At 68.7% G+C, this 26,000-nt stretch carries 25 protein-coding genes and 3 pseudogenes; 11 read left to right on the top strand and 17 right to left on the bottom strand.

The annotated features are described in order from the left end of the window. Positions 1-331: 331 nt before the first annotated feature. Complete coding sequence (locus tag ACIPC1_RS32915) at positions 332-2,758, bottom strand: PAS domain S-box protein (RefSeq protein ID WP_402523666.1); 2,427 nt, start codon at positions 2,756-2,758, stop codon at positions 332-334. Between the two features lie 236 nt (positions 2,759-2,994). Here ACIPC1_RS32915 and ACIPC1_RS32910 point away from each other — a divergent pair, with 236 nt between their 5' ends. Together ACIPC1_RS32910 and ACIPC1_RS32905 are read left to right on the top strand one after the other, a co-directional pair. Then, positions 2,995-4,665, top strand: a complete 1,671-nt coding sequence (locus ACIPC1_RS32910; RefSeq protein WP_402523663.1) for an ABC transporter substrate-binding protein — start codon at positions 2,995-2,997, stop codon at positions 4,663-4,665. Positions 4,666-4,856: 191 nt separating this feature from the next. Next, positions 4,857-6,917 carry a restriction endonuclease gene (locus ACIPC1_RS32905; RefSeq protein ID WP_402523661.1) on the top strand — a complete coding sequence of 687 codons (2,061 nt, stop codon included), beginning with the start codon at positions 4,857-4,859 and terminating at the stop codon, positions 6,915-6,917. Between the two features lie 45 nt (positions 6,918-6,962). Here ACIPC1_RS32905 and ACIPC1_RS32900 read toward each other — a convergent pair whose 3' ends face one another. Together ACIPC1_RS32900 and ACIPC1_RS32895 are read right to left on the bottom strand one after the other, a co-directional pair. Next, positions 6,963-7,946, bottom strand: coding sequence for an NAD(P)-dependent alcohol dehydrogenase (locus ACIPC1_RS32900; RefSeq protein WP_402523659.1), 984 nt, complete (start codon positions 7,944-7,946; stop codon positions 6,963-6,965). Between the two features lie 62 nt (positions 7,947-8,008). Then, positions 8,009-8,995 (bottom strand): LLM class flavin-dependent oxidoreductase, encoded by a 987-nt coding sequence (locus ACIPC1_RS32895; RefSeq protein ID WP_402523657.1) that lies wholly within the window; start codon positions 8,993-8,995, stop codon positions 8,009-8,011. 135 nt (positions 8,996-9,130) lie between these two features. Between ACIPC1_RS32895 and ACIPC1_RS32890 the strand changes: the two genes are divergently transcribed. Then, on the top strand, positions 9,131-9,619 hold the full coding sequence (locus ACIPC1_RS32890; protein WP_402523655.1) for a nuclear transport factor 2 family protein: 489 nt from the start codon (positions 9,131-9,133) through the stop codon (positions 9,617-9,619). A 143-nt stretch (positions 9,620-9,762) separates the two neighbouring features. Then, the gene (lnt, locus tag ACIPC1_RS32885; protein WP_402523652.1) at positions 9,763-11,337 is read left to right on the top strand and encodes an apolipoprotein N-acyltransferase; all 1,575 of its coding nucleotides are present in this window, start codon (positions 9,763-9,765) and stop codon (positions 11,335-11,337) included. On the opposite strand, the gene ACIPC1_RS32880 is transcribed toward lnt, so the two are convergent. Further along, positions 11,255-12,166, bottom strand: a complete 912-nt coding sequence (locus tag ACIPC1_RS32880) for a Gfo/Idh/MocA family protein (protein WP_402523650.1) — start codon at positions 12,164-12,166, stop codon at positions 11,255-11,257. The two genes, lnt and ACIPC1_RS32880, sit on opposite strands and share 83 nt — an antisense overlap. Before the next feature lie 226 nt (positions 12,167-12,392). On the opposite strand from ACIPC1_RS32880, the gene ACIPC1_RS32875 reads away from it, so the two are divergent. Then, positions 12,393-12,854 (top strand): hypothetical protein, encoded by a 462-nt coding sequence (locus tag ACIPC1_RS32875; RefSeq protein WP_402523647.1) that lies wholly within the window; start codon positions 12,393-12,395, stop codon positions 12,852-12,854. Positions 12,855-12,915: 61 nt separating this feature from the next. Here the strand turns inward: ACIPC1_RS32875 and ACIPC1_RS32870 are convergent, their stop codons facing one another. From ACIPC1_RS32870 to ACIPC1_RS32820, 11 genes and pseudogenes are all read right to left on the bottom strand, one after another. Continuing rightward, entirely contained in the window at positions 12,916-13,491 is a 576-nt protein-coding gene (locus ACIPC1_RS32870; protein ID WP_402524120.1) for a hypothetical protein, read from the bottom strand. A gap of 145 nt (positions 13,492-13,636) precedes the next feature. Then, positions 13,637-14,320 carry a uracil-DNA glycosylase gene (locus tag ACIPC1_RS32865; protein WP_402523645.1) on the bottom strand — a complete coding sequence of 228 codons (684 nt, stop codon included), beginning with the start codon at positions 14,318-14,320 and terminating at the stop codon, positions 13,637-13,639. A 106-nt stretch (positions 14,321-14,426) separates the two neighbouring features. Further along, positions 14,427-16,013, bottom strand: coding sequence for an ABC transporter substrate-binding protein (locus ACIPC1_RS32860; RefSeq protein WP_402523642.1), 1,587 nt, complete (start codon positions 16,011-16,013; stop codon positions 14,427-14,429). A gap of 271 nt (positions 16,014-16,284) precedes the next feature. Further along, the gene (locus ACIPC1_RS32855; RefSeq protein ID WP_402523640.1) at positions 16,285-17,046 is read right to left on the bottom strand and encodes an SDR family oxidoreductase; all 762 of its coding nucleotides are present in this window, start codon (positions 17,044-17,046) and stop codon (positions 16,285-16,287) included. 17 nt (positions 17,047-17,063) lie between these two features. Next, positions 17,064-17,825 carry a 3-oxoacyl-ACP reductase FabG gene (gene fabG / locus ACIPC1_RS32850; RefSeq protein ID WP_384388170.1) on the bottom strand — a complete coding sequence of 254 codons (762 nt, stop codon included), beginning with the start codon at positions 17,823-17,825 and terminating at the stop codon, positions 17,064-17,066. Between the two features lie 194 nt (positions 17,826-18,019). Then, complete coding sequence (locus ACIPC1_RS32845; protein WP_402523637.1) at positions 18,020-18,403, bottom strand: DUF3037 domain-containing protein; 384 nt, start codon at positions 18,401-18,403, stop codon at positions 18,020-18,022. Next, positions 18,400-19,191 carry a HipA family kinase gene (locus ACIPC1_RS32840; RefSeq protein WP_402523635.1) on the bottom strand — a complete coding sequence of 264 codons (792 nt, stop codon included), beginning with the start codon at positions 19,189-19,191 and terminating at the stop codon, positions 18,400-18,402. The genes ACIPC1_RS32845 and ACIPC1_RS32840 overlap by 4 nt, the downstream gene beginning before the upstream one ends. Positions 19,192-19,333: 142 nt before the next feature. After that, entirely contained in the window at positions 19,334-19,837 is a 504-nt protein-coding gene (locus ACIPC1_RS32835) for a hypothetical protein (RefSeq protein WP_402524140.1), read from the bottom strand. After that, positions 19,734-20,411, bottom strand: a complete 678-nt coding sequence (locus ACIPC1_RS32830) for a helix-turn-helix domain-containing protein (protein ID WP_402523633.1) — start codon at positions 20,409-20,411, stop codon at positions 19,734-19,736. The genes ACIPC1_RS32835 and ACIPC1_RS32830 overlap by 104 nt, the downstream gene beginning before the upstream one ends. 257 nt (positions 20,412-20,668) lie before the next feature. Continuing rightward, positions 20,669-20,794: pseudogene (locus tag ACIPC1_RS32825) on the bottom strand (MBL fold metallo-hydrolase); the annotation flags it as partial. Then, positions 20,766-21,251 (bottom strand): MBL fold metallo-hydrolase, encoded by a 486-nt coding sequence (locus ACIPC1_RS32820; protein WP_402523631.1) that lies wholly within the window; start codon positions 21,249-21,251, stop codon positions 20,766-20,768. The pseudogene ACIPC1_RS32825 and the gene ACIPC1_RS32820, both read right to left, overlap by 29 nt. A gap of 178 nt (positions 21,252-21,429) precedes the next feature. Between ACIPC1_RS32820 and ACIPC1_RS32815 the strand changes: the two are divergent. Then, positions 21,430-21,822 (top strand): annotated as a pseudogene (locus tag ACIPC1_RS32815) (SDR family oxidoreductase); the annotation flags it as partial. Between the two features lie 76 nt (positions 21,823-21,898). Continuing rightward, entirely contained in the window at positions 21,899-22,105 is a 207-nt protein-coding gene (locus ACIPC1_RS32810; RefSeq protein ID WP_402524118.1) for an SDR family oxidoreductase, read from the top strand. An 18-nt stretch (positions 22,106-22,123) separates the two neighbouring features. Here the strand turns inward: ACIPC1_RS32810 and ACIPC1_RS32805 are convergent, their stop codons facing one another. Beyond that, positions 22,124-22,618 (bottom strand): MarR family winged helix-turn-helix transcriptional regulator, encoded by a 495-nt coding sequence (locus ACIPC1_RS32805; protein ID WP_402523628.1) that lies wholly within the window; start codon positions 22,616-22,618, stop codon positions 22,124-22,126. Positions 22,619-22,821: 203 nt separating this feature from the next. Between ACIPC1_RS32805 and ACIPC1_RS32800 the strand changes: the two genes are divergently transcribed. From ACIPC1_RS32800 to ACIPC1_RS32790, 3 genes are read left to right on the top strand one after another with little or no spacing between them, the layout of a single operon-like run. Further along, the gene (locus ACIPC1_RS32800) at positions 22,822-24,222 is read left to right on the top strand and encodes a DHA2 family efflux MFS transporter permease subunit (protein ID WP_402523625.1); all 1,401 of its coding nucleotides are present in this window, start codon (positions 22,822-22,824) and stop codon (positions 24,220-24,222) included. Between the two features lie 36 nt (positions 24,223-24,258). Next, positions 24,259-24,663 (top strand): SDR family NAD(P)-dependent oxidoreductase, encoded by a 405-nt coding sequence (locus ACIPC1_RS32795; protein WP_402523623.1) that lies wholly within the window; start codon positions 24,259-24,261, stop codon positions 24,661-24,663. A gap of 14 nt (positions 24,664-24,677) precedes the next feature. Beyond that, positions 24,678-24,908: an SDR family oxidoreductase gene (locus tag ACIPC1_RS32790; RefSeq protein ID WP_402523621.1), complete on the top strand. Its 231-nt coding sequence runs from the start codon at positions 24,678-24,680 to the stop codon at positions 24,906-24,908. Between the two features lie 7 nt (positions 24,909-24,915). Here ACIPC1_RS32790 and ACIPC1_RS32785 read toward each other — a convergent pair whose 3' ends face one another. After that, positions 24,916-25,434 (bottom strand): AfsR/SARP family transcriptional regulator, encoded by a 519-nt coding sequence (locus tag ACIPC1_RS32785; RefSeq protein WP_402523618.1) that lies wholly within the window; start codon positions 25,432-25,434, stop codon positions 24,916-24,918. Positions 25,435-25,557: 123 nt separating this feature from the next. Here ACIPC1_RS32785 and ACIPC1_RS32780 point away from each other — a divergent pair. Next, a pseudogene (locus ACIPC1_RS32780) lies at positions 25,558-25,983 on the top strand (Rieske (2Fe-2S) protein). Positions 25,984-26,000: the final 17 nt, after the last annotated feature.

Genomic DNA, 26,000 nt, shown 5'->3' with positions numbered 1-26,000 from the left:
CTCCCAGACGGTTTCCCGACAGTGCGGATGGATCACTCCACGATCGCAGATGCACCGCCATGTCCTCGCCGAGGGGTCGTCGTCTCTCCTCGGACGGCACCGCTGCCCCGCGCTCGATTTCCCCGCACGTTCCAGGCTGTGGATCTTCGCTGCGAGCGGTATCGCCCCGCAGATGCTCGCGATCAGCCCGGCCGCTGGTCTCCGGGCCGCTGCCTCGCGCCCGGGAGATCAGTTGGAGCATCTTCGGACCCGGCTGCGGCTGCACTCCCCTGGATCGCTTCAGGCAGCCGCGTCGCGCTCTCGCCTCGGCCCATGTGTCGCCACGTCACCGCTACTCCGTCGTGCCGCCTGTTTCCGTCCGCGGCGGCTCAATGTCGAACGGAAGCGTGACAACGAGCGATGTTCCGCCACCGTCCGGGCTGTCGATCCTGATCGTCCCGCCGAGCGCCTCGACTCGGTCCTGTAGGCCGACGAGTCCCGAGCCACGGCTCGAATCCGCTCCGCCGACACCGTCGTCGCGGATCGACAGCATCAGGCCGGCCTCATGCAGCGCGAGCGAAACCTCTATGTGCGACGCTCGCGCATGCTTCGTCGCGTTGGCCAAGGCCTCCGACGCGACGAAGTACGCCGCAACCTCGATCGGCTCGGGGAGCCGCGCTTTCGTCGTGACATCGAGCTCGACGGGAATCGCCGAACGGCGCGCGAGCGTGCGCAAGGCCGGACCGAGACCTCCCGCGGAAAGGATCGCGGGGTGGATCCCACGCGAGATCTCCTGAAGGTCGTCGATCGCGGCGGCCAGTCCCGTCGCGAACCGGGACAGCGAGACGCGAAGATCGTGCCTCTCGGGAGGAATATTCGCCTCCTCGGCGCGCACATCCAGGACGAGCGAGACCAACTGCTGCTGCGTGCCGTCGTGAAGATCTCGCTCGATCCGACGGCGGGCCGCGTCGGACGCCGCGACGATCCGTCTGCGTGAGGCGGCAAGCTCGGCACGGCTGTCCGCGTTGGCGATCGCGGTCGCGAGCAGCTCCGTGAAGTCGGTCATACGCTGCTCGGCGTCGGCCGGAAACTGTTCGCGGTCCGTTCCGGCGCCAATCGCCCCCCAGAGAGCGCCTCCGACCATGATCGGAACCGCCACGGAACTACGAATCCCCAAATGCTGCGCCCTGCGCTCGACGGATTCCGACACGTGGCTGAAGTCGTCGACGCGAGCCGGCCGACCGGTTCGCACCACCATGGTCAATGCCAACCCCGACTCGAGTTTCAGACGACTGCCCACCGGCAGTAGGTCGCGCGCGCTCCCGCTGCTGGCCACGATGGCCATCGCCCCGTCGGGCTCCAGCCTCCCGATCGTTGTGGCCTGGGCGTCGAGGAGCCGCTCCCCCTCCACGGCGACGGCCGCGAAGACCTCCGCCGGCGGCACACCCCTGGCGACAAGGGTCGCCACGCGCCGCAGCGCCGCCTGCTCACCCGCAAGCCGCCTCAACTCGCTCTCGGCCCGCCGACGCTCTGTCACGTCGCGTGCCACCCCGTACATGGTCCTCTCTTCGAGAACAGGGGTCGATGTCCACTCGAGCACTCGGTACGAGCCGTCCTTACGAACGAACCGGTTCTCGAACGACGTGACCGTCCCCCCTTGGGAGATCCCGTCCGCCAGAACGACAGTCTTCTCACGGTCGTCCGGATGGATGAGCTCGAGGTACGGCCGCGCCAGGAACTCTTCCTCCGTGAAGCCGAGAATCTGTTTCACGGCCGGATTGACCCGCGTGGGACGTCCCTCGAAATCGGCGACCGCGATGAGATCGGACGAGAGATGGAAAATGCGGTCGAGCTCGTCCTGCGCCTTGGCTCGCCGCGCCGCGTTGACCCCGAGCACCCCGGCGAGGGCCGCGAGGACGAGGCCTGCCGCAAGGATGATCCAGGGCAGGAACGCAGCGGCGCCGTGCACCGACTCCTGGGGCGCAGCGACGTCGAACCGCTGTCCTGCCTTCGTGAACGTGCTGTGCACGGCCGCCGCCCCGCCAAGATCTCCAGCAGAGGTGCCGCCGACGGTGAGCTGTAGCGGCACCGTGTCTGTGGTCGCTGTACGCAAGGAGAGTTCTGATACGAACAGCATCACGAACCCCGGTTCGACGCCTGCCTTGGTGAAGCGCGGAGCGGACCTGATGAGAAAGAGCCCTTTCGAGCCATCTCGTAGGGTTGCCAAAGGGGTTGCGCTTGCCTCGTACAGCCCACTCGCGCGGGTCACCGCCGCAACCACGCCCGGTTCGTTGCCGAGATCGATCCCGGGCACCGTCACGGGAGGGGTGCCGGAGACCAAGGTCGCCGGCAGATACGAGGGCTGCGGTCCGACGGGCACGATCCTGAGACGCGGGTCGCGTGTGACGATGGGATGGCCGATCCGGCGCTCGTATGCGGCACGGCGCGCAGCGGGTACCTCTTCGACCCACGCGGCGGTGGGGAAGCCTGCCGGGCCGAGCCACCTGGACGCGTTGCTTTCGAACTCCCCGCCGGTGATCTGGGTCCCGGCGACGCTCGCCATGAACCGGCGGAGGCTCTCTGCCAGGGAGGACCCCTGCTCGACGCGCTCGCGAATCTGCGCGGCGGCAAGTTCGGCGCGGTGGTGGGAGTCGCGTTGCGCGTCTCGCTCGCCCAGCATGCGAGCGCCGAAGAAGCCGGCAACGGTCAACCCCAGGACCATCGCTACGGTGAGAATCTGCCGAGGCCGCATGCTCAACTCCGGTATGGAACGAGACAAGTCTCCTCCTTCGCCGCTGCCAGAGAAAGACGCGTTCTTGGACGTCGGTGCACGGTGCGCTAGCGTGACGGAATCGGTCAAGAAAGGGCCCCAGAGCGAGGATTCGGCCTCTCGGCGGTTCTCCTGAACCGGAGACGCCGTCCGAGACCAATCGGCTTCGCCGGGCGGAGCGTAGCGCGCCGAACCCTCTCTCGTCCGGATGGTCATCGTCCTTAATGCCCGGGCGAGGAGGTTCGATGACGGACCAGTCCAATGGCCCGCCCACCGGCGGTTTCCGCCGTGCGGTGACCCGGAGGTCGTTCCTGGAGTCCGCTGCGGCGGTGGTAGGGATGCCGTTCGCAGGATCGTTGGTCGCGGGCTGCGGCAGCCGAACCACACCGTCCAAGCAGTTGGTCGTCGCGGCAGCGACAACACCTCCCAGCCTCGACTGGGAGCTCGTGTTCGGCAAGGAGGTGTATGACCACGTCTTCAACCTGAACGACCGTCTGACCCGTTGGAAGGCCATCCCCGCTCCCGGCGAGCCGGGCGGCTTCGACCTCGCGTGGCAGGCCGGCGACTTCCAGGACATCACCGAGCCGCGCATGGCCGAGGGCTGGGAGGTCACCAACGGCGGGAGAACCTACACGTTCTCGCTCCGAAAGGACTGGCCGAGCCACGCAGGGAACGAGTTCACGGCCGACGACGTGAAGTGGACCTTCGACCGAAGCTTCGCGGTCAACGGCATCACGAGCTTCTACAACACCCTCGCCACCATCGAGCGAGCGGAGGACGTGAAGGTCCTCGACCGTTACACGGTCCGCATCGAGCTGGCGGAGCCAGGGCCTGACCTGCTCCTCACGATGAGCGAGTTCTGGCGTGCGATGGTGGACTCCAAGCTGGCGAAAAGTCATGCGACCTCAGGTGATCCCTGGGCCAAGCGCTGGCTGAAAGGCCACGACGTGGGCTTCGGTCCGTTCAAACTCGCCGAGCTCAGTCCTGGGCGCCAGGTCGTCTGGGAGGCCCACAAGGAGCATCCCTTCCCTCCCGCGATCGAGCAGATCACGTTCAAGCAGGTGCCGAAGTCGTCCGACCGCCTGGCCGCGCTGATGACCGGAGAAGCTCAGGTTGCTCAGTACTTGTCGCCCGCGGACATGCAGACGCTGCAAAACAGCAACGACATGCACCTCTGGAACTTCCAGGGCTATGTCATCCACTCGAGCCCCATGAACCCGAAGTACCCACCACTTGACGACGTCCGGGTCCGACAGGCCCTGTCCTACGCGACGCCGTATCAGCGGATCATCGAGAAGGTCTACCGAGGGTTCGCCGGGGCGGCCCACGGCCCCATCTCGGATCACGCGGCCGGATTCGACCCCTATTTCCACCCGTACACCTACGACCCCGAACGGGCCCGCGAGCTGCTGCGGGAGGCAGGCCATGCGAAAGGGTTCACCACGACGTTGGCCTACAGCACCGCGGAGCCGCTGGGACAGCCGGTCGGCGCCGAGCTCCGGAGTGCTTTCAGAGACGTCGGAGTGACACTCGAACTCGAAGCGCTGCCGCCCTCGACGTATACGCACGCGTTGTTCGGTGGCAAGCGGCCGATGTTCTTCCAGAGCTTCGGGGCCGATTCGCCGGACTCCGCCTACGCGCTCGGAGTCTTCTACCAGTCGAAGAGCTCCAACAACTGGGGCGGATACAGCAGCGCAAGGACCGACGCCTGCTTGGCCAAGGCAGGTCTCCCGCGACTCAGTTGGGATCAGCGGGTCGAGGAGCACAAACGCTGCGCCAGGATCATCGCGAATGACGCCCCTTGGCTCTGGATCGCGCAGCCCGGCTTCCAGGTGGGCACGCGCAGGGACGTGACCGGCATCAACTGGTACGCGGGTGAGGGGGTCGACTGGTCCAAGGTCGACTACACGAGCTGATGCCGGAACGGCCAACTGCCAATTGGCCCCTCCCCAGTTACTCGACCTGCGGGGTCGACTCAGGCCGCCGGCCTTTGACGAATGGATATGCGTGACCGCAGTTGCTGGATAGAGTCGTCCCGTCACAGCTGGTTGTGGGGACAACCAAGGTGCCTTTCGGCTGCCAACGTCCTGGGGAGGGCCTGCAGCACATGAGTCGTCGCTCTACTGGTTATGTCGGTGTGTGGGCTGAGGTCCAACGGCAGCAGCAGCGCCAGTTGGAAGCCGAAGCCAGACAGCGGAGACAGGAAGCTCAGCAGGCGCGGGCCTACCAGCGTCGAGCTGCCCAGACCCGCCGCGAGTACCGGCAGGCGGACGCCCTGCGCCGCACCGAGGAACTGGACGCGCAGGTCGCGTCACTGCAGGGCCTGCTCACTGCGGGTTGTCACGCCCCCGCCTTCCGGGCTTCCTCGCTCATGCGACCTGAGGACATCCAGCCCTTCGCTCCAGGACCCTTGGCGCATCCCGTGCCCATGCCGGACCTCAACCAGTACCAGACGCAGAGCGGTTGGACCGCGAGTCGCCGAGCCCAGGCGCAGGCCGAGGCACGGACACGCTTCGAGCGGGACTGGCACGCCGCCCAGACGGCGGAGGCCCGCCGGCAGCAACAACTTGCGTCCTACCAGCGGGAGTACCGCCAGTGGGCCGATGCCCAACTGGCGGAGGTACGGGCCCACAACGCCGGCGTCGTCGCGACAACCGAAGGCGTGAGGCGCCTGGATCCCGATTCCGTGGTCGAGTACTTCTCCGCCGCTCTCTACGCCTCCACGGCATGGCCCGAAGGATTCCCGCGTCAGGTCGCGGCGGCCTACGACCCCGCAGCCCGACAGCTGGTGCTGGATTGGGAGTTGCCCACCTACAGCATCGTCCCTGAGGTCAAGTCCGTTCGGTACATGTCCGGGACGGACCAGGACAAGGAGACCCCCCGCCCGGCAGGCCAGCGCCGAGCGTTGTACGGGGAGGTTCTCGCGCAGTGCATGCTGCTGGTCCTGAACGAGCTTTACGCCGCGGATGAGTTGGGTGCCCTTGAGTCAGTGGCATTGAACGGGTTCGTGGAGGGACACGACCCCACGACGGGCCGGCCGGGCCAGATGTTCCTCGCGACGGTCATGGCTTCGCGCTCTTCGTTCCGTGACCTGCACCTGGCACAGGTGGACGCGAGCAGCTGCCTGGCCGATGGGCTGCGAGGCCAGCTCTCGCCCCGGCCCGACCAACTCACTCCGGTACGGCCGAGCCGGCGACCGCAAGAGGTCGGAAACCGCGTTGTCGCCCACGGCAGCGATGAGGAACCGGACCTGTACGACATGGATCCGGTCGCCTTCGAGGGTCTCGTCGCCGAGCTCTTCCGGGCCATGGGAATGCAGGCGGTGACGACCCAGCGCTCCAACGACGGCGGTGTGGACGTCGACGCGCTGGATCCGACACCGATCCGAGGCGGCAAGATCGTCGTTCAGGTGAAGCGCTACCGCAACACGGTGCCACCCACCGCCGTACGTGACCTGTACGGAACGGTGCAGGACGCGGGCGCCAACAAGGGCGTCCTTGTCACGACGTCGGGGTTCGGTCCCGGCTCGCACACCTTCGCCAACGGCAAGCCGCTGGAACTCATCGCGGGCGGTGAGCTGGTCGACCTGCTGCACCGTCATGGGCTGCGCGGGCGACTGGGTGAGGGCGGCCGGTCGTCCGCGCCACGGGCGACCCCGTCGAATCCACCCACTCGACTGCCCGACGACTACAACGTGCTGGGCATGTCCTGGACCGGAAGTGTCGCCCTGGACGTGTGCGCCCTCGTCTGCCACGGCAACCGCGTCCTCAGCGACGATCACTTCGTCTTCTTCAACAACCCGCAGACACCCGATGGCTCCGTACGTGTCCTGCCGGCAACAGCGCCTGACAAGGCCGCGATCTGCGTCTCCTTCGACGGACTCCCGGCGGAGTCGGATCGGTTCGTACTTGTGGCGGCCATCGACCCGGAGGTCAACCCGGACGCCGATCTCTCCGGCTTCACCAACGCCGGCATCCGGCTCCTCGATCCGGAGATGTCCGAGCTGGGACGGCTTGAGGTCTCCGACGGCCGACCGCTCGAAACCGCCTTGGTACTCGGCTCCTTCCGCCGAAGGTCAAACGGGGACTGGGAGTTCGTCCTCGGCGGCAAGGGCTACACGGGCGGCCTGGAGCAACTCGTCCAGGACTACGGCATCGACGTCGAGTAGCTCGGCCCGAGTCCGGACGTCCGGCGAACAGAGCCCGCGCCAGGGTCATTTCTCCGGTACGCCGGTGTTCACGACGGTGATCACGACGTTGCCGGTCTTCTGTCCGGTCTCGACATACCGATAGGCGTCGACGATCTCCTCCAACGGGTACCGACGATCGATGAGCGGCCTGAACTCACCCGCCTCGATCAGGTCCCCGAGAAACCGCATCATCTCCTGATCCTGCTTCGGAAAGGGGAACTTCACCTTCCTGCCGCGGAGCAGGGGCGTCACGAACGGCAGAAGCAGATTCTGGCACCAGGGGCCCAGCTCCGAGGACAGGTAGATCCCGCCCGGTTTCAGCAGTCGCCCGCAGCGGGTGAACGTACTCTTCCCGACCGCGTCGAACACCGCGTCGTAGCGCTGCTCGTCCATGGTGAAGTCCTGGGCCGTGTGGTCGACGACCCGGTCGGCGCCCAGGCCCTTCGCCAGCTCCACGTGCGCCGTGCCGCACACCGCGGTCACGGCGGCCCCGAAATGCTTCAGGAGTTGCACCGCCGCCGAGCCGATGGCGCCGGTCGCGCCGTACACGAGGACGTCCTGCCCGGCTCGGACGTCCGCCTTCCTGATGAAGGCCAGCGCATAGTGCGAGCCCTCGGGCCCGGGAGCGACCTCCTCGAAGGTCACACCCTTCGGAATGGTCGCGACGGGCCCGTCCTGCGGCACCGCCAGGTACTCGGCATGGGTTCCGAACGCACCCTCGTTGTACCCGAACACCCGGTCGCCGACCGTGAAGGACGTGACATCGCTCCCGACCGCTTCCACGACTCCCGCGTACTCGGTCCCCAGCACCGTACGCCGCGGCCGGACAAGGCCGGTGAGCACACGTACGAAGAAGGGCCTGGCCGCCCGGTAGGCGCAGTCCGTCCGGTTGACCGTCGTCGCGTGCACCTTCACCAGCACGTCGTGGTCACCGATCGAGGGCGTGTCCACCTCGGCGATCCGGACCACGGCCGGCGGCCCGTACCGGTTGTGCACAGCTGCCTTCATGATCGGACCTTAGCGGCAATGCCGGGCAACGCTCGGGTTGTCGGTGAGGACAGGAAGCCCAGCTATGACGCCGTCGGCAGAACAACGTGCTGTTTGACGAGTTCGTACGACCTCAGTCGGTCGGCCAGCGCGTAGACGGGCGTCACCAGCATGAGTTCGTCCGCACCGGTCACGTCGACCAGGTTCGCCAGTTGCTTCGCAACCGTGTCGGGTGAGCCGTATGCCTGTTGGGCGCGGAAGCCCGTCAGTGCCTGCGCCTCTTCTTCGGTGAACGCGTGGGTCGCCGCCTGCTCGGGCGTGGGGAAGGCGAGATCGCCCCGTCCTTTGAGGAGTGCGGCCTTGACGACGACCATCGGGCCGGCAAGCCGGGTGGCCTCCTCCTCCGTGTCGGCGCACACCGTTTCCACGCAGATCAGCACGCGCGGGCGCGCGCACCAGCGGGAGGGGGAGAAATGCTCGCGGTAGTGGTTGAGCGCGGCCAGGGTGTTGTCGGGCCGGATGTGATGGGCGAAGGCGATCGGCAGTCCGAGTTCCGCGGCGAGCGCGGCACCGGCCGTACTCGACGACAGCAGCCATGGCTCCGGGAGCGGGTCGAGCGCGACCTCGTCCACCAGGAAACGCAGAGTCGCCGACACGTCGTCGCGGTACTCGTCGTCCGTTGTCGGACCGGCCCCACGGCGCAGGGCCCGCGCCGTGGAGTCGTCGAAGGTACCCGGTCCACGGCCGATGCCCAGGTCGATCCGGCCCCCGTGCAGTGCGGCCAGCGTGCCGAACTGCTCGGCCAGCATGATCGGGGCGTGGTTCGGAGCGAGAACGCCCCCGGAGCCGAGACGGATCGACGATGTCAACGCGGCCGCGTGGGCGGTCATGACGACGGGCGGGAACGCTCCGATGGCCGGTGAGTGGTGATGCTCGGCGTACCAGAGGCGCAGATAACCGAGTTCCTCAAGGCGTTGGGCGAACTCGGTGGTGTCTCGCAGCGTGTCCGCCACTCGGGCGCCCGTCTGGACCATGGCCACTTCGAGCGCGCTGATCGGTACGGTGATCATCCGGTCAGTATAGGAAACGTCCACCAGGCCCAACCCCTGCTGCGCGCAGGGCTGATCGGCCACCGAACTCGATGACCGCTGAATATCACCGCTTAGCCCCTTGGCGTGGCACGTCCCGTAGCCAACACTGATCCAATGACGCAGCGTGTGGAGCTCGCGACCGTGATGGACCGGTTCGCCGTGGACGGACTCGTCACCGAGTACGCGGTGGCAGTGGACGACGGCGACTGGGAGGGGTATCGGGGTCTGTTCGCACCGGACGGACGTGCGGACTACCGCTCCGCAGGCGGAATCGAGGGGGACGCAGAGCAGGTGGCGGGATGGCTTTCCCAGAGCATCGACCCGTTTCCGATGCGCCAGCATCTGATCGTCAACCGGCGTGTGCGGTTCGGGCAGTTGGATCAGGACACCGGCGACACGGCCCGGATCCAGGCGGACTACATCAACCCGATGAGGTTCACGGCCGACGACAGCGGTTCCACCGCGCCGGACTTCGTGTGCGGCGGCCGCTATGCCTTCGCACTGGTGCGTACGTACGACGGCTGGCGGCTGCGCGAGGTGGTCGTCCAGGAGAAGTGGCGCCGCACCTCGCCGGCACGTCAGGAGCCCGCAGCCACCGGCTGACCGTGCTGTCCCCTCAACGACTCTGAACGGCGGTCACTCGAGCGCCCCGGCCGAGAACGGCCGCACCCCGGCCCGACACCCTCTGTCGGAGATCGCCCCCAACGCTCACACTGAGAGGACGCACCGGGGAGGGGAGGCGCCATATGACCAGGCCCGAGCGCTGGCTCGCCTCCCCCTGGCGACGTGGCATCCTCGCCGTGCCGGCCGGCGCGCTGCCCGTGTTCGCCTTCCCCGCCCCCTCCTTGTGGTGGTTCGCGTACGTCGCCCTCGTCCCCTGGATCCTGCTGGTCCGCTCGGCCCCGACGGCAAAGCGGGCCGCCTACGACGGCTGGCTCGGCGGACTCGGTTTCATGCTGGCCGTGCACCACTGGCTGCTGCCGAGCCTGAATGTGTTCACGGTGGTCATAGCCGCACTGCTCGGCGCGCTGTGGGCCCCCTGGGGCTGGCTCGTACGGCGGTTCCTCGGCGGTGTGCCCTCACCCGGGCAGGTCGCGGCGGCGCTCGTGGTGCTGCCGTCCGGCTGGCTGATGGTCGAACTCGTCCGGTCATGGCAGGGCTTGGGCGGCCCCTGGGGGCTGCTCGGGTCGAGCCAGTGGCAGGTGGGGCCCGCACTACGGCTCGCCTCGGTCGGCGGGGTGTGGCTGCTCAGCTTCCTGGTGGTGACGGTCAACGTCGCCGTCGCCGTACTGGTCTCGGTGCGCCGGGCCCGAATACCCGCCGTGGCCGGCCTGGTCGCCACCGCCGCCGCGACCTCGGCGGCCTGGGCATGGTCACCGCGCCCCGACGTGGACGGCACGGTCCGGATCGCCGTCGTACAACCCGGTGTCGTCGACGGGCTGGACAGTATCGAGAAGCGCTTCGCGCGCGAGGAGGCGCTCACCCGCACGCTCGCCGGACAGGACCTCGACCTGGTCGTCTGGGGCGAGAGCAGCGTCGGCTTCGACCTCGCCGACCGGCCCGACCTGGCGAACCGGATCGCCACGCTGGCACGGCTCACGGGCGCCGACGTCCTGGTGAACGTCGACGCGCGCCGCTCCGACCGGCCCGGCATCTACAAGAGCTCGGTCCTGGTGGGCCCCCAGGGACCGACCGGCGATCGGTACGACAAGATGCGGCTGGTTCCCTTCGGCGAGTACGTTCCCGCGCGCAGCGTCCTCGGCTGGGCGACGTCCGTGGGCAAGGCGGCGGGCGAGGACCGTATGCAGGGCACCGAGCAGGTGGTGATGAACGTCGGGAACGGGCTGCGGGTCGGCCCGATGGTCTGCTTCGAGTCGGCGTTCCCCGACATGAGCCGCCATCTCGCCCAGGACGGCGCCGAGGTACTCCTCGCACAGTCGTCGACATCGAGCTTCCAGCACAGCTGGGCGCCCGAGCAGCACGCCTCGCTCGCCGCGCTGCGAGCCGCCGAGACCGGCCGCTCGATGGTGCACGCCACACTCACCGGCGTGTCCGCCGTCTACGGTCCGAGCGGCGAGCGCGTCGGCTCCTGGCTCGGGACCGACGCGAGCACGACGATGGTGTACGAGGTGCCGGTGGCACGGGGTGTCACGCCGTACGTCAGGTTCGGCGACTGGCCTGTGCACGCGTCCCTGCTGGTGCTGGCGCTCCTGTGCGCGGCGGAGGGCACCCGCGCGTTCAGGCTGCGGCGGCCTGCTCCTCCACTGCACGTACCACTTGCTCGCACAGCTCATGAGTCGCCAGTGCGTCCCGGGCACTGAGCACCTTGCCCGCGCGCACGGCGTCCAGGAAGGCGAGCACCACCTGCTCGATGCCGCGCTGCCTGGCCACCGGTACCCAGTCCCCGCGCCGCCGCACGGTCGGCTGCCCCTTGTGGTCGATCACCTCGGCGAGGTTGAGCACCTGCCGCTTGGTGTCCTGACCCGAGACCTCGAGGATCTCCTCCGCCGAACCGCTCAGCCGGTTCATCACACCGAGCGCGGTGAAGCCGTCCCCGGCGAGCTGCAGTACGACGTGGTGCAGCAGCCCGCCCTCGACACGGGCGCGTACCGTCACGTCGTCGATGGGCCCCGGCGCCAGGTACCGCAGGGTGTCGACGACATGGATGAAGTCGTCGAGGATCATGGTGCGGGTCCGCTCCGGCAGCCCGATGCGGTTCTTCTGCATCAGGATCAGCTCCCGCGGGTGGTCGGCGCACTGTGTGTACCCGGGCGCGTGACGCCGGTTGAAGCCCACCGCCAGGCTGACGTCCCGCTCCTCCGCGAGCCGCACCAGCCGCTCCGAGTCGGCGAGTTCGTACGCGAGGGGCTTGTCCACGTACGTCGGTACGCCGGCCTCCAGCAGGCGCGTGACGATCTCCGGGTGCGCCACGGTGGCCGCGTGCACGAAAGCGGCGTCGAGATCCTGGGCCAGCAGCTCCGCCAGGTCGGTGTGGCGCTGGGCCTGCGGAAGGTGGAGGCTGTCGGCGACCCGGGTGAGCGTCGCGGGCGTGCGTGTCTGCACATGCAGCTCGACGCCCGGCTGCACGCTCAGCACCGGCAGATACGCCTTCTGCGCGATGTCACCGAGTCCGATGCAGCCGACCTTCACGGGGGGTCTCCTCAAGGGGTGCGTTGCGCGTTCCGGGGGTACTTCCGGGTTTCTGACCTCGCCGGGCCTCGTCGGGAAGCATACGGCTGTCGGGTCGGACGCCTCGGGGCCGCCGGGTCACCTCACGGATGCCGGCGCCCTCCGGAGGAGCGGAAGGATCACCCGTGCGGGGCATCCTCCGCTTGTCCGCTCCCCAAAGAGGTTCCGACACAGCAGAGTTGCGCGGGTGCATCGATCAACCACGACCGCGACGCTTCTGGTCACCGTGGCCGTCACCGCCCTCTCCGGCTGTGTGACCGTCCAGCGGCCCCCCTCTTCCGGCCTTCCGCCCGCACCGGCCGGCCCCTCCGTGCCACGTCCGGACGGCCGGGTCGAGCCGCAGGTCGTGCAGGCACCGGCGCGGGAGGCGCTGGAGCTCGTCGGTCCGTCCCGAAAACCCTCCCCCAGCGCGCCCGCACCGCGCAGGGCGGCCCCTCCGCCGCCCGCCGCGCCGCCGCCGACCACTCCACGCCGGCCCCGCACCGCCCCGCATCCCGAGCCGGCGCGCCCCGAGCCGCACATCACCGTCCCGTCCGTGGTCCCGGAGGTCCCGACGACCACGGACGTGTGTGCCCTGGGCAGGAAGTACGGAGGCTGGACGGCGGACAGCCCGCAGGCGGTCATCTGCCAGGGGACATACGGCCACTGACCGAACCGGCGTCTTCCGGCACGCCCTCACCCGCGCCCCCCGAAGTCCAGCCGTCCCCCTTTCAGGATCGCCGTCTCGGCGGCCCCAGCGTCTCCCCTCCGGGCCCACCCGAGGGGCCGGGGCCGCCCAGTGACCCGGGTCCTTCGCCCGGCCCCGAGGTCCCGTCCCCGTCGAGCCGCAGCTCCAGGCGGCCGATCGCCGCCCGGACACCGTCCCCGTAGCTGTCCTCCCCGAGGGCGCCGACCGCACCGCGCGCCCGGCGCAGATGGGTGCGGGCGGCCTCGGTGCGGCCGAGCTTCACATAGTCGGCGGCGAGATTCAGATGCAGGGACGGATAGAACGCGCGCACCGCGAGCGACTGGTGGTGCTCGGCGATCCGTCCGTCGGTGAGCTCCGCGGCCGCCGACAACGCCCGCAGGTCCCAGGCGAGTTCGTCCGAGGGGTCGTCCTGCGTGTCGGCCATGTAGTGCGCCAGCGTGCAGCGGTGCAGGGGGTCGCCGTCCTCGCCGATCTCCGCCCACAGGTCCAGGAAGCGGCCCCGGGCCTCCTCGCGGTCACCGCCGTGGTGCAACATGACGGCCTGCCCGATCCGGGTCATCATGGCATCCGGCGCCGCCTGCTCCTGTTGCTCCGCCACCGCGTCCTCCACAGGCTCGTCACTGATCCTCACGACGCCAACGACGCTAACGGCAGCCACTGACAATCACGCTCAGGCGCCTCCGTACGCCGCTGGGCCAGGCCGGTGACGGTCCCGGCCCAGCGGCGGCCCCAGTGGACACCCGTCAGCCGAGGTCCGGAATCCGCCAGTCGATCGCCTCGTGGCCCTGGGCGGCCACGGCCTCGTTGATCTGCGTGAACGGACGCGAGCCGAACCACTTCTTCGCGGACAGCGGCGAGGGGTGTGCGCCCTTCACCACCACGTGCCGCTCCTCGTCGATGAGCGGGAGCTTCTTCTGGGCGTAATTGCCCCACAGGACGAAGACGGCCGGGTCGGGCCGGTCGGCGACGGCGCGGATGACCGCGTCCGTGAACTTCTCCCAGCCCTGACCCTTGTGCGAGTTGGCCTCACCGGCGCGCACGGTCAGCACCGCGTTGAGCAGCAGGACGCCCTGCTGGGCCCACGGCATCAGATAGCCGTTGTCCGGGATCGGGGTGCCCAGCTCCTCCTTCATCTCCTTGTAGATGTTGCGGAGCGAGGGCGGGGTCTTCACCCCGGGGCGGACGGAGAAGCACAGGCCGTGCCCCTGGCCCTCGCCGTGGTACGGGTCCTGACCGAGGATCAGCACCTTCACGCGCTCGTACGGCGTCGCGTCGAGAGCGGCGAAGACCTCCTCCCTGGGAGGGTAGACGGGGCCCTTCGCGCGCTCCTCCTCGACGAACTCGGTGAGTTCCTTGAAGTAGGGCTGCTGCAGCTCGTCGCCCAGGACGTCGCGCCAGGACTCGGGCAGCATGGCGATATCGGTCACGTCAACTTCCTCCGATGTGCGGTCACTTCCGGAGCACAGAACCTACCGCCGCCCACTGACAATCGAGTCCGAGCCCCCGCCCTACAACCGGTCCGAGCCCCCCGCGCTACCAGCTGGTCTTCCGGTACAGCGACCACATCGTCATGATCGTCGACGGGTCCAGGGCGACCTCGCCGCCCGAGATGTCCTCGCTCGCGGCCACATACTGCTTGCCCTGCCACAACGGCAGCAGCCGGGCGTCGTCCACGAGGATCTGCTGGGCCTCCTCGAACTCCTTGTCCACGGCTCCGCGGTCGGTCTCGCGACGCGACTCGGGCAGCAGGTTGTTGGTGATGTACGGGGACGGATAGGGCGTACCGAGCGCGTTCTCCTCGCCCACGAAGGGCGCGATGAAGTTCTCGGCGTCCGGGAAGTCGGGGAACCAGCCTCGCCCGAACACCGGGTACTCGCCCTTGCGGTAGCCCTCTTCGTACGTCTTCCAGGGACGGCTCTTGAGGGTGACCGTGAAGAGGCCGGATACCTCCAGTTGCCTCTTGAGCTCCCGGAACTCGGGTGCTGTCTCGGAGCCGTAGCGGTCGGTCGTGTACCAGAAGGTCAGCGGGACGCGCTCGGTGATGCCCGCCTCCAGGAGGATCTGCCGGGCCTTGGACGTACTGGGGTACCCGTAGTCGTCGAAAAAGCCCACTGTGTGCCCGGTCAGCCCCTTGGGGACCATGGAGTACAGCGGCTCGACGGTGTCCTTGTAGATCTTGTTCGCGATCACCGGCCGGTCGACGATCTGGGCAACGGCCTTGCGGACGGCCGGCATCGCGGCCCACCGGTCCTTCGGGTTGAACACCAGGTAGCTGATCTCGGCGCCGGCGCCCTCGATGAGCTGGATGCTCTTGTCCGGGTCCTGTCCGCGTAGGGAGACGATGTCCGCGGCAGCGAGGCCGCGGAAGGTGACGTCGATGTCCTTGTCGCGGAGAGCGGCGACCATCTGCGCCGAGTCCTGGAAGTAGCGGATGGTGACCGCGTCGTTCTTGCGGTCGGCGAAGCCTTTGTAGCGGTCGTTGCTGACGAGTTCGGCCTGCTTGCCCTCTTCGTAGGACCGCAGGGTGTAGGGCCCGGAGCCGGAGACCTGACCGTCCTTGCGCAGGGCGTCGACGGGGTAGTCATCGGGATCGACGATCGACATGGCGGGGGTGGCCAGGACGAACGGGAAGGTCGCGTCGGACTTGTTGAGGTGGAAGACGACCTCACGCTCGCTCAGCGCCTGGACCCGGTCGAGGCTGCCCAACAGCCCCGCGGGGCCGCCGACGACACCGAGCGTCCTGATCCGGTCGATCGAGTACTTGACCGCCCGGGCGTCGAGCTTGTCCCCGTCGGAGAACTTCATGTCCCCGCGCAGCCGACAGCTGTAGGTGCGATTCGACGTGTCAGTGAACTTGCAGCTCTCGGCCGCGTCCGGCGCGGGCTCGGCCGAGCCGTTGGGATAGCTCAGCAGCGTCTGGTAGATGTTGCGGAACAGCTCCCAGGAGCCGTCCCAGGAGGCCGCCGGATCCAGCGTGCTCGGAGCGCTTGTGGTGCCCACGACGATCGGCCCCTGGTCCTCCGGTGCGCCCGAGGAGAGGACTCCGCATCCGGCCACCAGGGATATCGACGTGAGCGTCGCCAGCTGCCGCAGCGATCGGTTCCGATTCCGGTTGAACACGCGCTCGCTCCTCGATCTGCCGTACCAAGGGACGACGGCAGACCATACCGCAGTACCCCGCCGGGGGAACCGTGTTCCCGGCAGGGCACTTGATCAGCATGTATGTGACTACGTTGTCATGCTGATGTGCGTCCGCGATGCGTTGACGCGGCGGCGATTTCTGTCAACTCGTATACCGACGCGGGGTCGATTCCGTCCGTCGACAGTGGCGAGATATGTACGTCGACAGAGGCGCCGCTCGTGTCAAGGCGCGGCGCCCCCGGCGCTGCCGTCATCCCACCCCGGCGTTCAGGAAGATGCCGCCGTCGATCACCAGCGTCTGACCGGTGATCCAGTCCGACTGCTGCGAGGTGAGGAACGCGGCGGCGCCGCCGATGTCGGAGGGGACACCGAGCCGGCCGAGCGGGTACGCCGCGATCACCTCCTCCTCACGGCCCTCGTAAAGGGCCTGCGCGAACTTGGTCTTGACGACGGCGGGCGCGATCGAGTTGACCCGCACCTTGGGTGCGAACTCGTGCGCCAGTTGCAGGGTCAGGTTGACCATGGCGGCCTTGCTCATGCCGTACGCGCCGATGAACGGTGAGGCGGAGATGCCGGCGAGGGAGGCGATGTTGACGATCGCTCCGCCGTTGTCCTTCTGCCAGGCGTGCCAGGTCCGCTGGGCGAAGCCGAGCGCCGAGACGACGTTGGTCTCGAAGACCTTGCGTGCCACGTTCAGGTCGAGGTCGGCGATGGGGCCGAACACCGGGTTCGTACCGGCGTTGTTGACCAGGTAGTCGACGCGGCCGAAGGCCTCCATGGTGCGCTCGACGGCGACGGCCTGGTGGGCCTCGTCGTGGGCCTTGCCCGCGACGCCGATGACGCGGTCGGCACCGAGTGCCTCGACGGCCTCCTTGAGGGAGTCCTCGTTGCGGCCGGTGATGCAGACGCGGTCTCCTCGGGCGATCAGGGCCTCGGCGACTCCGTAGCCGATGCCGCGGCTCGCGCCGGTGATGAGCGCGACCTTGCCCGAGAGTTCGGGGAGTGTGGTCATGTCCGTGTCCCCCGGCCTCAGTTGAGCGGTCCGCCGGCGACATACAGCACCTGGCCGGAGACGAATCCGGCCGCCTCGCCCGTGAAGAAGGCGATGGCGTTGGCGATGTCGTCCGGGTTGCCGACGCGCTGGACGGGGATCTGGGTCGCGGCGGCGGCCTGGAAGTCCTCGAAGCCCATGCCGATGCGGGCGGCCGTGGCGGCGGTCATGTCGGTGACGATGAAGCCGGGGGCCACGGCGTTCGCGGTGACGCCGAACTTGCCGAGCTCGAAGGCGAGCGTCTTGGTGAAGCCCTGAAGACCGGCCTTGGCGGCGGAGTAGTTGGCCTGGCCGCGGTTGCCGAGGGCGGAGGACGAGGAGAGGTTGACGATCCGGCCGAACTTCGCGTCGACCATGTGCTTCTGAACGGCCTTCGCCATCAGGAAGGCGCCGCGCAGATGCACGTTCATGACCGTGTCCCAGTCGGACGTGCTCATCTTGAACAGCAGGTTGTCGCGGAGCACACCCGCGTTGTTCACCAGGATCGTCGGCGCACCGAGCTCCTCGGCGATCCGCGCGACGGCCGCCTCGACCTGGGCCTCGTCGGAGACGTCACAGCCGACCGCGATGGCCTTGCCACCGGCAGCGGTGATCTTCTCGACGGTGTCCTTGCACGCGGCCTCGTCGAGGTCGATCACCGCGACGGCGCGGCCCTCGGCAGCCAGTCGTACGGCGGTCGCGGCACCGATGCCGCGCGCGGCACCGGTGACTACGGCGACGCGCTGCTCAGTGGTGGACATTGCTGGTTCTCCTCGCCCTTGAAAAGCCCTGCGGCCTGAACTCGTCCTGCGGCCCGAAAAGCTCCGCGGCCTGTTTTGCCCTGCGGCTCACACGGTACGCCCGTCCGGTGAGCGACCGCTTAGTACCTTCGGTAGACGTGACGCTAGAAGCCCTGGCACCCGGTGTCAACGGCACACGGCGCACGTGTGATCCATTACCTGACCAGCAGCGCGAGCAGCCGCTCCGCCTCGGCCTCCGGATCCGCGGTGAGCCCCGTGTGCACGGGCCCGGGCTGGACGACCGTGGAGCGGGGCGCGATCAGCCAGCGAAAGCGCCGCCCGGCATCGTCATGCGCCGCCTGACCTGCCGCTTCTCCTCCCGCGCAGACCCCTTCGACAGCGCGCAGCGCGGCCCGTACGCCCGCCACGTCCGCCTCCGGATCCAGCGCCCGCAACTTCGTCTCGTCCAAATGCGTGCGGGCGACGACGAAGGACTTGGCACGGCAGTACACCAGCACGCCCGCGTTGAAGCACTCACCGCGCTCGACCCGGGGAACCACCCGCAGCAGCGCGTACTCGAAGACGTCCCGCTCGCTCACTTGGCCCCCTTGATTCCGCCGACACCCTCGGTGACATCGATGCCCTTGATGCGGTCATGGACGGCGGCGGCGCGTGCGAGCAGCGGTTCGGCGTACGCCCGCCGCAGGGCGTCCGTCGTGTCGAAACCGGGCTCCCCGTCGAGCCATTCGTCCGGGATCTCGGCGGTCACCTCGGCGAGCAGTTCCTCCGTGACCAGGGGCGCCAGTTCCGCGGCGGCGGAGGCGATGTCCGGCCGGAAGGGCGCGAGCGCGTGGTCGGTGGCGTCGTACGGCTTGGCGGCGGAGGCCTGGGCGCCCGGCCAGTTGTGGTGCCAGATCATCGTGGCGCCGTGGTCGATGAGCCACAGCTCGCCGTGGAGCACCAGCATGTTGGGGTTGCGCCAGGAGCGGTCGACGTTGTTGACCAGCGCGTCGAACCAGACGATCCGCCCGGCCTCCTCGGGGCCGACCCGGTGCGCGAGGGAGTCGAAGCCGAGCGCGCGGGTGAGGAAATCCATCCCGAGGTTCAGGCCGCCGCTCGACTTCAACAGCGCCTGGACCTCCTCGTCCGGTTCGCCGAGCCCCAGGACCGGGTCGAGGCCGATCGTCACGAGCCCGGGCACGCGCAGGCCCAGCCGGCGGGCGAGTTCACCGCACACGACCTCCGCGACCAGCGTCTTGCGTCCCTGCCCCGCGCCGGTGAACTTCATGACGTAGGTCCCGAGGTCGTCGGCCTCGACGAGCCCGGGCAGGGAGCCGCCCTCACGCAGGGGCGTGATGTAGCGGGTCGCGATGACATCTTTCAGCAATTTCCCAGGCCGCCTGTCTCTTCAACCTTGCAATCCACGACCATCGCCGAAGGGACGCCGTAGCGGGAATCGCCCGTCAACGGCCCTGGGGAGAATCTGGGGAGTTTCGACTGGCATGCGCCTCTCCCCGCTTCCCGAGCAGTCAGTCGATGGCGGTTCGCCCCTTGCTTCCGGCCTCCGGCATGAAGTGAGCATAGTAACCAAGGGTGACCGCTGGCGAGGAGTGCCCGAGCCACCGCGCCGAGGTCACGACGGACTCTCCGGCTTCCAGCATGAGCGAGGCATAGATGTGCCGCAGCACGTGGAAGCCGTCCTTCGGGGCCGCCGCCCACTGCCGGCGTTTCGCTTCGTTGGCACGCGGCGAGATGATGCCGGCCTCGGCCAACGCGGGCTTCCAGGTGTGGGTGTTCCACGTGTTCACCGCGACGGCGTTGCCGAATCGTGTAGTGAGGACCAGCGAGAGCTTCCTGCCCGGCCCCTCCGGCTTCCCCCACGGAAGCTCGACTTCCACCGGTGGGAATGCTTCGACGTGGCGCTTCGGTTCATCGGCGACCGAGGAGGGCACGTCGACGGTACGCGTCTTCTTGCCCTTCGGCACGGTGAAGTACAGCCTCCCCTTGATCGCCCCGGACTTGGCGACGGACATGAAGCACGCCTCTCGCGTGGTCGATGTCCTCCGGGCTCAATCCCCACACCTCGCCCTGGCGGAGCCCGCACCCCAGACCGAGGACAACGGTTGTCCGGTTACGCGGGTTGATGACGTCGCGGACTTGCAGCGCCGGCCCCAACAGCCAAGCCTCGCGGCGCTCCTGCGGCTCCTTGAGCCACCGCACGGACTTCGCGTGCATGGGATTCCCGGCGTGCCGCTTGTCATCGACGGCCGCCTCCAGAATGGGGGACAGCACGGACCGGATGCCACGCTGGTAGTCGACAGAGGAGAGTTGATTGACTCCAACTTGGCCATGTAGGCGCGTAGATCCGCCGCCGTGATGCTCTTGAGGGGGAGTTGCCCCAGGGTTCAGCACCGGGTTGGAGCGGGAGTCGGCCCGCTCCTGTTCACGGATCCGTGCATCGAGGACTTCCCGCCGGTACATGACTCGGCTTCGGGAGCCCGTGCGGAAGCTCGGCGGTCCCTGCCGTCGGTGTCGCCAGACGTAAACCGTGTGCGGTGAGAGGCCGAGGTACGCGGCGGCGTCCTTGACGTTGAGGAATGGGCGCATATGGCGCTCGCTGGAACGGGTGCGGCCGATGGGGCGAGCCGTTCGGGGTCGAGGAGTTGGGCGAAGGGGTCCGGGCCGACCTCGCGCGCGGTCTCCAGCGGTTCGAGTCCGGCGCGCAGCCCGTCCCGGGCCGGTTCCCGTACCCGGTGCAGATACCGCTCGGTGGTGTCGAGGACCTCGCGGTCGCTGATCTGGCCGTGCCCGCCGACGATGGTGACCGGCTCCACGGCGCGCAGCCGCCGGACCGCGTGCAGCGCACCCGAGAGCGAACCTTGCGGGATGTACGGGGTGCAGCCGGGGAGCAGCACGTCCCCGGCGAAGAGCACCCGCGGCCCCGGCAGCCGGACCACGATGTCATTGGTGGTGTGGAGCCGGCCCCCCATGGATCAGCTCGACCGTGAGGTCGTCCACGTAGAGGGTGAGTTCGTCGGGGAACGTCAGGGTGGGCAGCGTGACCGTGAGGTCGCCCCAGTCGGTGTCGGGCCACCTGCGCTGTAGCGCCGCTCCGGTGACCGACACGGCCTCTCTGGCCAGATCGTGGGCGACGACGACGTCGGCGGCCCCACCGGCTCCGCACGCGAACAGGCCGTTGCCGTTGGTGTGGTCTCCGTGGTGATGAGTGTTGATCACCGTACGCGGCGGTGCGGACGTGAGGCGGCCGACGGCCGTCCTCAGTGCGCGGTTCCGGGACTCGGTCGCGGCGGTGTCCACCAGTGTGACCTCCTTCCTTCCCACGAGTACGCCCGCGTTGCTGACGCACCATCCGCCGTGCGGCTGGATGTACGCGTGGACCCGGTCGGCGATCTCCTGCGGTCGAGGAGCGGCAGCGATGGTCGTCATGGCGTGGATGGTCCGGCGGCCCGCTTGAAGCCCAGTCGAACCCGAGCCGTGGCTTGAGTACCTCTCCAGTACTCGTCGGGAGAGTCGGAAGCCGTACGACAGCCTTCCAGCAGGAAGCCATGAACTCAAAGGGAGGTCTGCCGTTGTCAGCGGCGGTAGGCGTGGCCTCGGCCGGGCGATCGCGGAGGAGTTCCTGGCGGAGAGCGCCCGTGCCGTGGTGGCGTCACGGCAGGAGGGCGCGGCGGAGGAACCTGCCGCGAAGTGGGGGGACGCGGTGGGGTTCACGGCGGTCGAGGCGCGGGACCCTGAGTCTGTCGCCGCCCTCATGGGCGCGGCCGCCGCGCAACTCGGCGGTCTGGACACGGTGGTGGCGAATGCGGGCGTGAGCCGACCGGGTCCGGTCGCCGCGCTCGCGGCGCAGCAGTGGACACAGGTGCTCCCCACCAATGTCACCGGTGTTTTCCACTGCGTGCAGGCCGCCGTTCCCCATCTTGCAGCGGGTGGCGCGGGCCGCCTGATCACCCCGGCGTCCGCGCTCGCGGGGCTGCCGACGCCCGGCGCCGCCTCGTACTGCGCGAGCAAGGCCGCGATCGAGGCGCTGACCCGGGTGGCCGCCCTGGAACTCGCGGCCGGGGCATCACGACGAACTGCCTGTCGCCGGGCTCATCGACGAGGGCACGGGCCGCGAGCTGTCCCGCAACAAGGCGGTCCGGCCCCTCTTTCGCGACAAGCTCGCCATGGGCCGGATGGGCCGAGCCGACGAAGTCGCCCGCGCGGCCGTGTTCCTGGCCGGTGACGACCGCTCGTACGTCAACGGCCACGTCCTGGAGGTGAGCGGCGGTCGCGCCTGGTGACCGCCCGACGGAGACCGGTCAGGCGTCGGTGTCGCGGGGGTCCGGCTCGGGCGGAACACCGGACACCACCCGTCGCAGCGACTCGACGAAACGGGCCCGCTCGGACTCGGACAGCGGGGCGAGCAGGGCCTCGTTGGCCTGACGCACCGTTTCGTCGAGCCGCTTGAGCGTGGTGTGTCCCTCCGGAGTGAGGGACACGAGGTTGCGCCGTCGGTTGTCCGGATCCCTGCTGCGTCGGACGAGGCCCAGTTCTTCCGCCGAGTTGAGCAGGCGGACGAGATCGCTCTCGTCGATGCCGGTCGCCCTGCCGACATCGGCCTGGGCTAGTCCGTCCTGGTCAGCCAGGCAGCTGAACACGGAGTAGTGGTTGCGGGTCAGTCCCTCCGCCGCCAAGCGCTCACCGAGGAGTCGCCAGCCGAGTCGGGTCGCCTCGCCGAGCAACCAGGTCGGCAGGTCATGCAGGCGCTTGGGGGATGAGTGTTCAGCAGGCAGGTAGCTGGAATGGCTGGTCACACATCGACCCTACTGAAAAAGCTGGGGGAATCCCACGATCAATCATGGGGACCACCCACGAACCTGTTATCGTGGGTGATGTAAACGTTGGGACCACCCACGGTGGCCCCTTGGTGCGTTCCTGTGGAGGTGCAAGCGTGTCGCATGACACGAAGACGTCATCGGCGTCATCCGCCCGGACTCCGAGTGAGACTTCCGATCGAGTGCCCGGCGAGATCTGGGCACTCGCGGTGGTGGTCGCACTCGGCGGCTTCACCACCGCGCTCACGTCCACGGTCGTCAACGCCGGCCGGGAGACCCTGGGCTCGGCTCTCAACGCCTCACCGAACGCGGTCGGCTGGGTGGCGACCGCCTATCTCATCGCCTTCGCCGCCGGTATACCCGCCACCGGCTGGATGGCCCGGCAGATCGGCCCGCGCCGGCTGTGGCTCGGGACCCTCGTGGTGTTCACGGCCGCGTCGGTGCTCTGCGCGCTCGCGCCCAACGTCTCGATGCTCATCGTCGCCCGGGTCGTCCAGGGCGTCGCGGGCGGGTTCCTCGTGCCGGCGGGACAGGCGATTCTGGCGATGGCCGCCGGCCCCAAGCGGGTGGGCCGGGTGATGAGTGTCGTCGGCATCCCCGTCGTGCTGGCCCCGATCCTGGGCCCGACGGTCGGCGCCCTGCTGATCGAACACGCCTCATGGCACTGGCTGTTCTGGATCAACGTCCCGGTCGGCGTGCTCGCGTTCGCCTTCGGGTGGCGGATGCTGCCGACCACCGGCAGGGGCGGGGCCGGGCCGCTCGATGTGATCGGTACCGTCCTCGTCGTGACGGGCCTGCCGCTGCTCACCTACGGCGCGGCCGAGATCGGCATCGTCCGCAGTTTCACCGACTGGCGAGGGCTCGGCCCGGTGCTCGGCGCGCTCTTACTGCTGGCCGCCTTCGTACGCTACGAACTGCATGTGGACAAGCCGCTGTTGAACCTGCGGCTGTTCGCGAACATCCCGTACGCCTCCGCGGGCCTCACGCTCTTCTCGCTCGGCATGGGCCTGTTCGGCCCGCTGATCATCATGCCGCTCTACTTCACCATTCTGCGGGGCGAGAGTGCGGTGTGGGCGGGGACCGCCCTGCTCGCCGACGGCCTCGGGGCAGTGATCGCGCTGCCGCTCGCGGGCCGTATCACCGACCGGATCGGCGGCGGCCCGGTGGTGACCGCGGGCCTCGTGGTCTCCTCCGTGGCGGGTATCGGTACCGCGCTGCTCGGCGCGCACACCCCGTACATCTGGGTGGAGCTCCTCCTCTTCGGCCTCGGCTTCGGGGTCGGCCTGGCCAGCGCTCCGGCCATGGCGGCGGCCTTCGCGGTTATTCCGCGTGAGGCCATCGCGCATGCCACGCCACAGCTGAACATGTTGCAGCGCACCGGCAGCAGCTTCGGCTCGGCCCTGCTCTCCGTGATCCTCGTCAACCAGCTGACCAGTGCGGGCCCTTCGGTGGCCGAGCAGGTCGACGCGTTCAGCGTGACGAACTGGGTGGTGGCCGGCGCCACCGCCGTGGCCATCGTTCCGGCGCTCCTGCTGTGGCGTGCCGAGGCGCGGATGCGTGCCGGCGCCGCGACCACCAGCTGAGCGCCGCACCGCCCCCTACCCTCCGAAAGGGATGTCATGGATCTCAACCTCTCCTCCAAGACCGCGGTGGTCACTGGCGCGGGCCGTGGCATCGGCCTCTCCGTGGTGGAGACGCTGATCGGCGAAGGGATGCGTGTGATCGGTGCGACGCGGACCCGCAGTCCCGAACTCAAGGACTCCGGTGCCCATCCGGTCATCGTGGACCTGGCGACCGCCGAGGGCGCGCTGGAACTCGGGAAGGTGGCGGCGGCCGAGTTCGGCGCGGTCGACGTGCTGGTGAACAATGTCGGTGGCGCGGAGATCGGCAACCACAAGCCCCGTGGATTTCTCTTCGCCACAGACGCCGATTGGCTGAATGCCTTCGAAATCAACTTCCTGAGCGCGGTGCGCGTCACGAAGGCCCTTGTCCCGCTCCTTTTTCAGCAGAACAGGCCGGCGTAGAGTTCGACGACTTCATGTCCGGTCTCCCCGCAGCCATGGGAATCAGTACCGGCCGGTTGAGCGAGCCGCACGAAGTCGCTTCGCTCGTGGCCTTCCTTGCGTCATCACATGCCGCGAATATCAATGGCTGTGACCACATTGTCGACGGTGGCCTCGTGAAGACGGTCCGACGGCGGCGCGGACAGGAGCAGCGATGCGCCGGGGGGCTTCTGTCCCACCGTCACGACAGAAGCCCCCCGACGTGATCCGGCGTCAGCGCGCCACGTGCTGGTGCAGCTGCGAACGGAACGGCGAGGGCATGGTGTGCGATGCCCTCTGCCCGGCGATCTCATCATCGGCGATGGCCTCCTGGAAGAACGCTCGGGCCCGTACCGACGGCCCGAGCCCCAGCTCCTCGTCCAGGGTCTTCCGCAGCCGCAGGAACGTCTCGACCGCCCGGCCGCGCCGCCCGGACCGGAACGGCGCGATCATGAACTGAGCGTGCAGATGCTCGCTGAGCGGGTACTGGGCCGGCAACCCGGCCAGTTCCGCGAGGAGTTCATGACGCAGGCCCCCTCGGAGGTCGGCCTCGATGCGCTGCTCATGGGTGCTCAGACGCATTTCTTCGAGCCGGGTCTTGTGCACCTTGAGGAGCGGACCGATCTGGACGTCGCTGAGCGCGGTGCCATTCCACAGTTGCAGGGCCTCGCCGAGCAGACGCGATGCCAGGTAGTCGTCATCGAGGATCAGCGCCGTATTGCCCCGACGGGACAATCGAGTGAACTGATTCACGTCGAGCTGCTCGGGATCTATTCTGAGCCGGTACCCCTGGCCTTCCAGAGGAAGCACGTCGCGGGCAGCCTGGCCGTACTCCTGTGCGGATCGACATTTCGTATCGTAAAGGGGAAAGTCAGCATGACCAGCGAATCGCTTCAGCCCCTCTCGGCGCCGTCCCGCCGCACCGTCGTGGCAGCGGTGGGCGCCGCGGGAATCGGCGTCGCGCTGACCGCGTGCGGGTCCTAGACCGACTCCTCCGGCTCCGTCGCTGCCGCGGGTACCGTTCTCGCGAAGACCTCGGACATTCCCGAGAGCGGCGGCAAGGTCTTCGAGGCGCAGGGAGTGGTGGTGACCCAGCCGGTCGCGGGCACATACAAGGCGTTCTCGTCGAAGTGCACCCACCAGGGCTGCGCCGTGAAGGGCATCGCGAACAACGTCATCACCTGTCCGTGCCACAACAGCGAGTTCTCCGCCGCGGACGGCAGCGTGAAAAAGGGCCCGGCGACCCAGCCCCTGGCCGCCGCGAACATCACGGTGGAGGGGGACTCCATCACCCTGGCGTGACCCTGTTCGGTGCACGA

It is taken from the genome of Streptomyces sp. NPDC087263 (assembly GCF_044744645.1).
Taxonomy (GTDB): Bacteria; Actinomycetota; Actinomycetes; order Streptomycetales; family Streptomycetaceae; genus Streptomyces.
The sequence above is the reverse complement of the archived record's forward strand: the minus strand, read 5'-3'. Positions and strand labels throughout refer to the sequence as shown.

Coding starts and splice junctions, on each gene's coding strand:
- ACIPC1_RS32910 (WP_402523663.1), top strand. CDS start 2,995: ATGACGGACCAGTCCAATGGCCCGCCCACCGGCGGTTTCCGCCGTGCG.
- ACIPC1_RS32905 (WP_402523661.1), top strand. CDS start 4,857: ATGAGTCGTCGCTCTACTGGTTATGTCGGTGTGTGGGCTGAGGTCCAA.
- ACIPC1_RS32900 (WP_402523659.1), bottom strand. CDS start 7,946: ATGAAGGCAGCTGTGCACAACCGGTACGGGCCGCCGGCCGTGGTCCGG.
- ACIPC1_RS32895 (WP_402523657.1), bottom strand. CDS start 8,995: ATGATCACCGTACCGATCAGCGCGCTCGAAGTGGCCATGGTCCAGACG.
- ACIPC1_RS32890 (WP_402523655.1), top strand. CDS start 9,131: ATGACGCAGCGTGTGGAGCTCGCGACCGTGATGGACCGGTTCGCCGTG.
- lnt (WP_402523652.1), top strand. CDS start 9,763: ATGACCAGGCCCGAGCGCTGGCTCGCCTCCCCCTGGCGACGTGGCATC.
- ACIPC1_RS32855 (WP_402523640.1), bottom strand. CDS start 17,046: ATGACCACACTCCCCGAACTCTCGGGCAAGGTCGCGCTCATCACCGGC.
- fabG (WP_384388170.1), bottom strand. CDS start 17,825: ATGTCCACCACTGAGCAGCGCGTCGCCGTAGTCACCGGTGCCGCGCGC.
- ACIPC1_RS32835 (WP_402524140.1), bottom strand. CDS start 19,837: ATGTCCGTCGCCAAGTCCGGGGCGATCAAGGGGAGGCTGTACTTCACC.
- ACIPC1_RS32830 (WP_402523633.1), bottom strand. CDS start 20,411: ATGCGCCCATTCCTCAACGTCAAGGACGCCGCCGCGTACCTCGGCCTC.
- ACIPC1_RS32820 (WP_402523631.1), bottom strand. CDS start 21,251: ATGACGACCATCGCTGCCGCTCCTCGACCGCAGGAGATCGCCGACCGG.
- ACIPC1_RS32795 (WP_402523623.1), top strand. CDS start 24,259: ATGGATCTCAACCTCTCCTCCAAGACCGCGGTGGTCACTGGCGCGGGC.
- ACIPC1_RS32790 (WP_402523621.1), top strand. CDS start 24,678: ATGTCCGGTCTCCCCGCAGCCATGGGAATCAGTACCGGCCGGTTGAGC.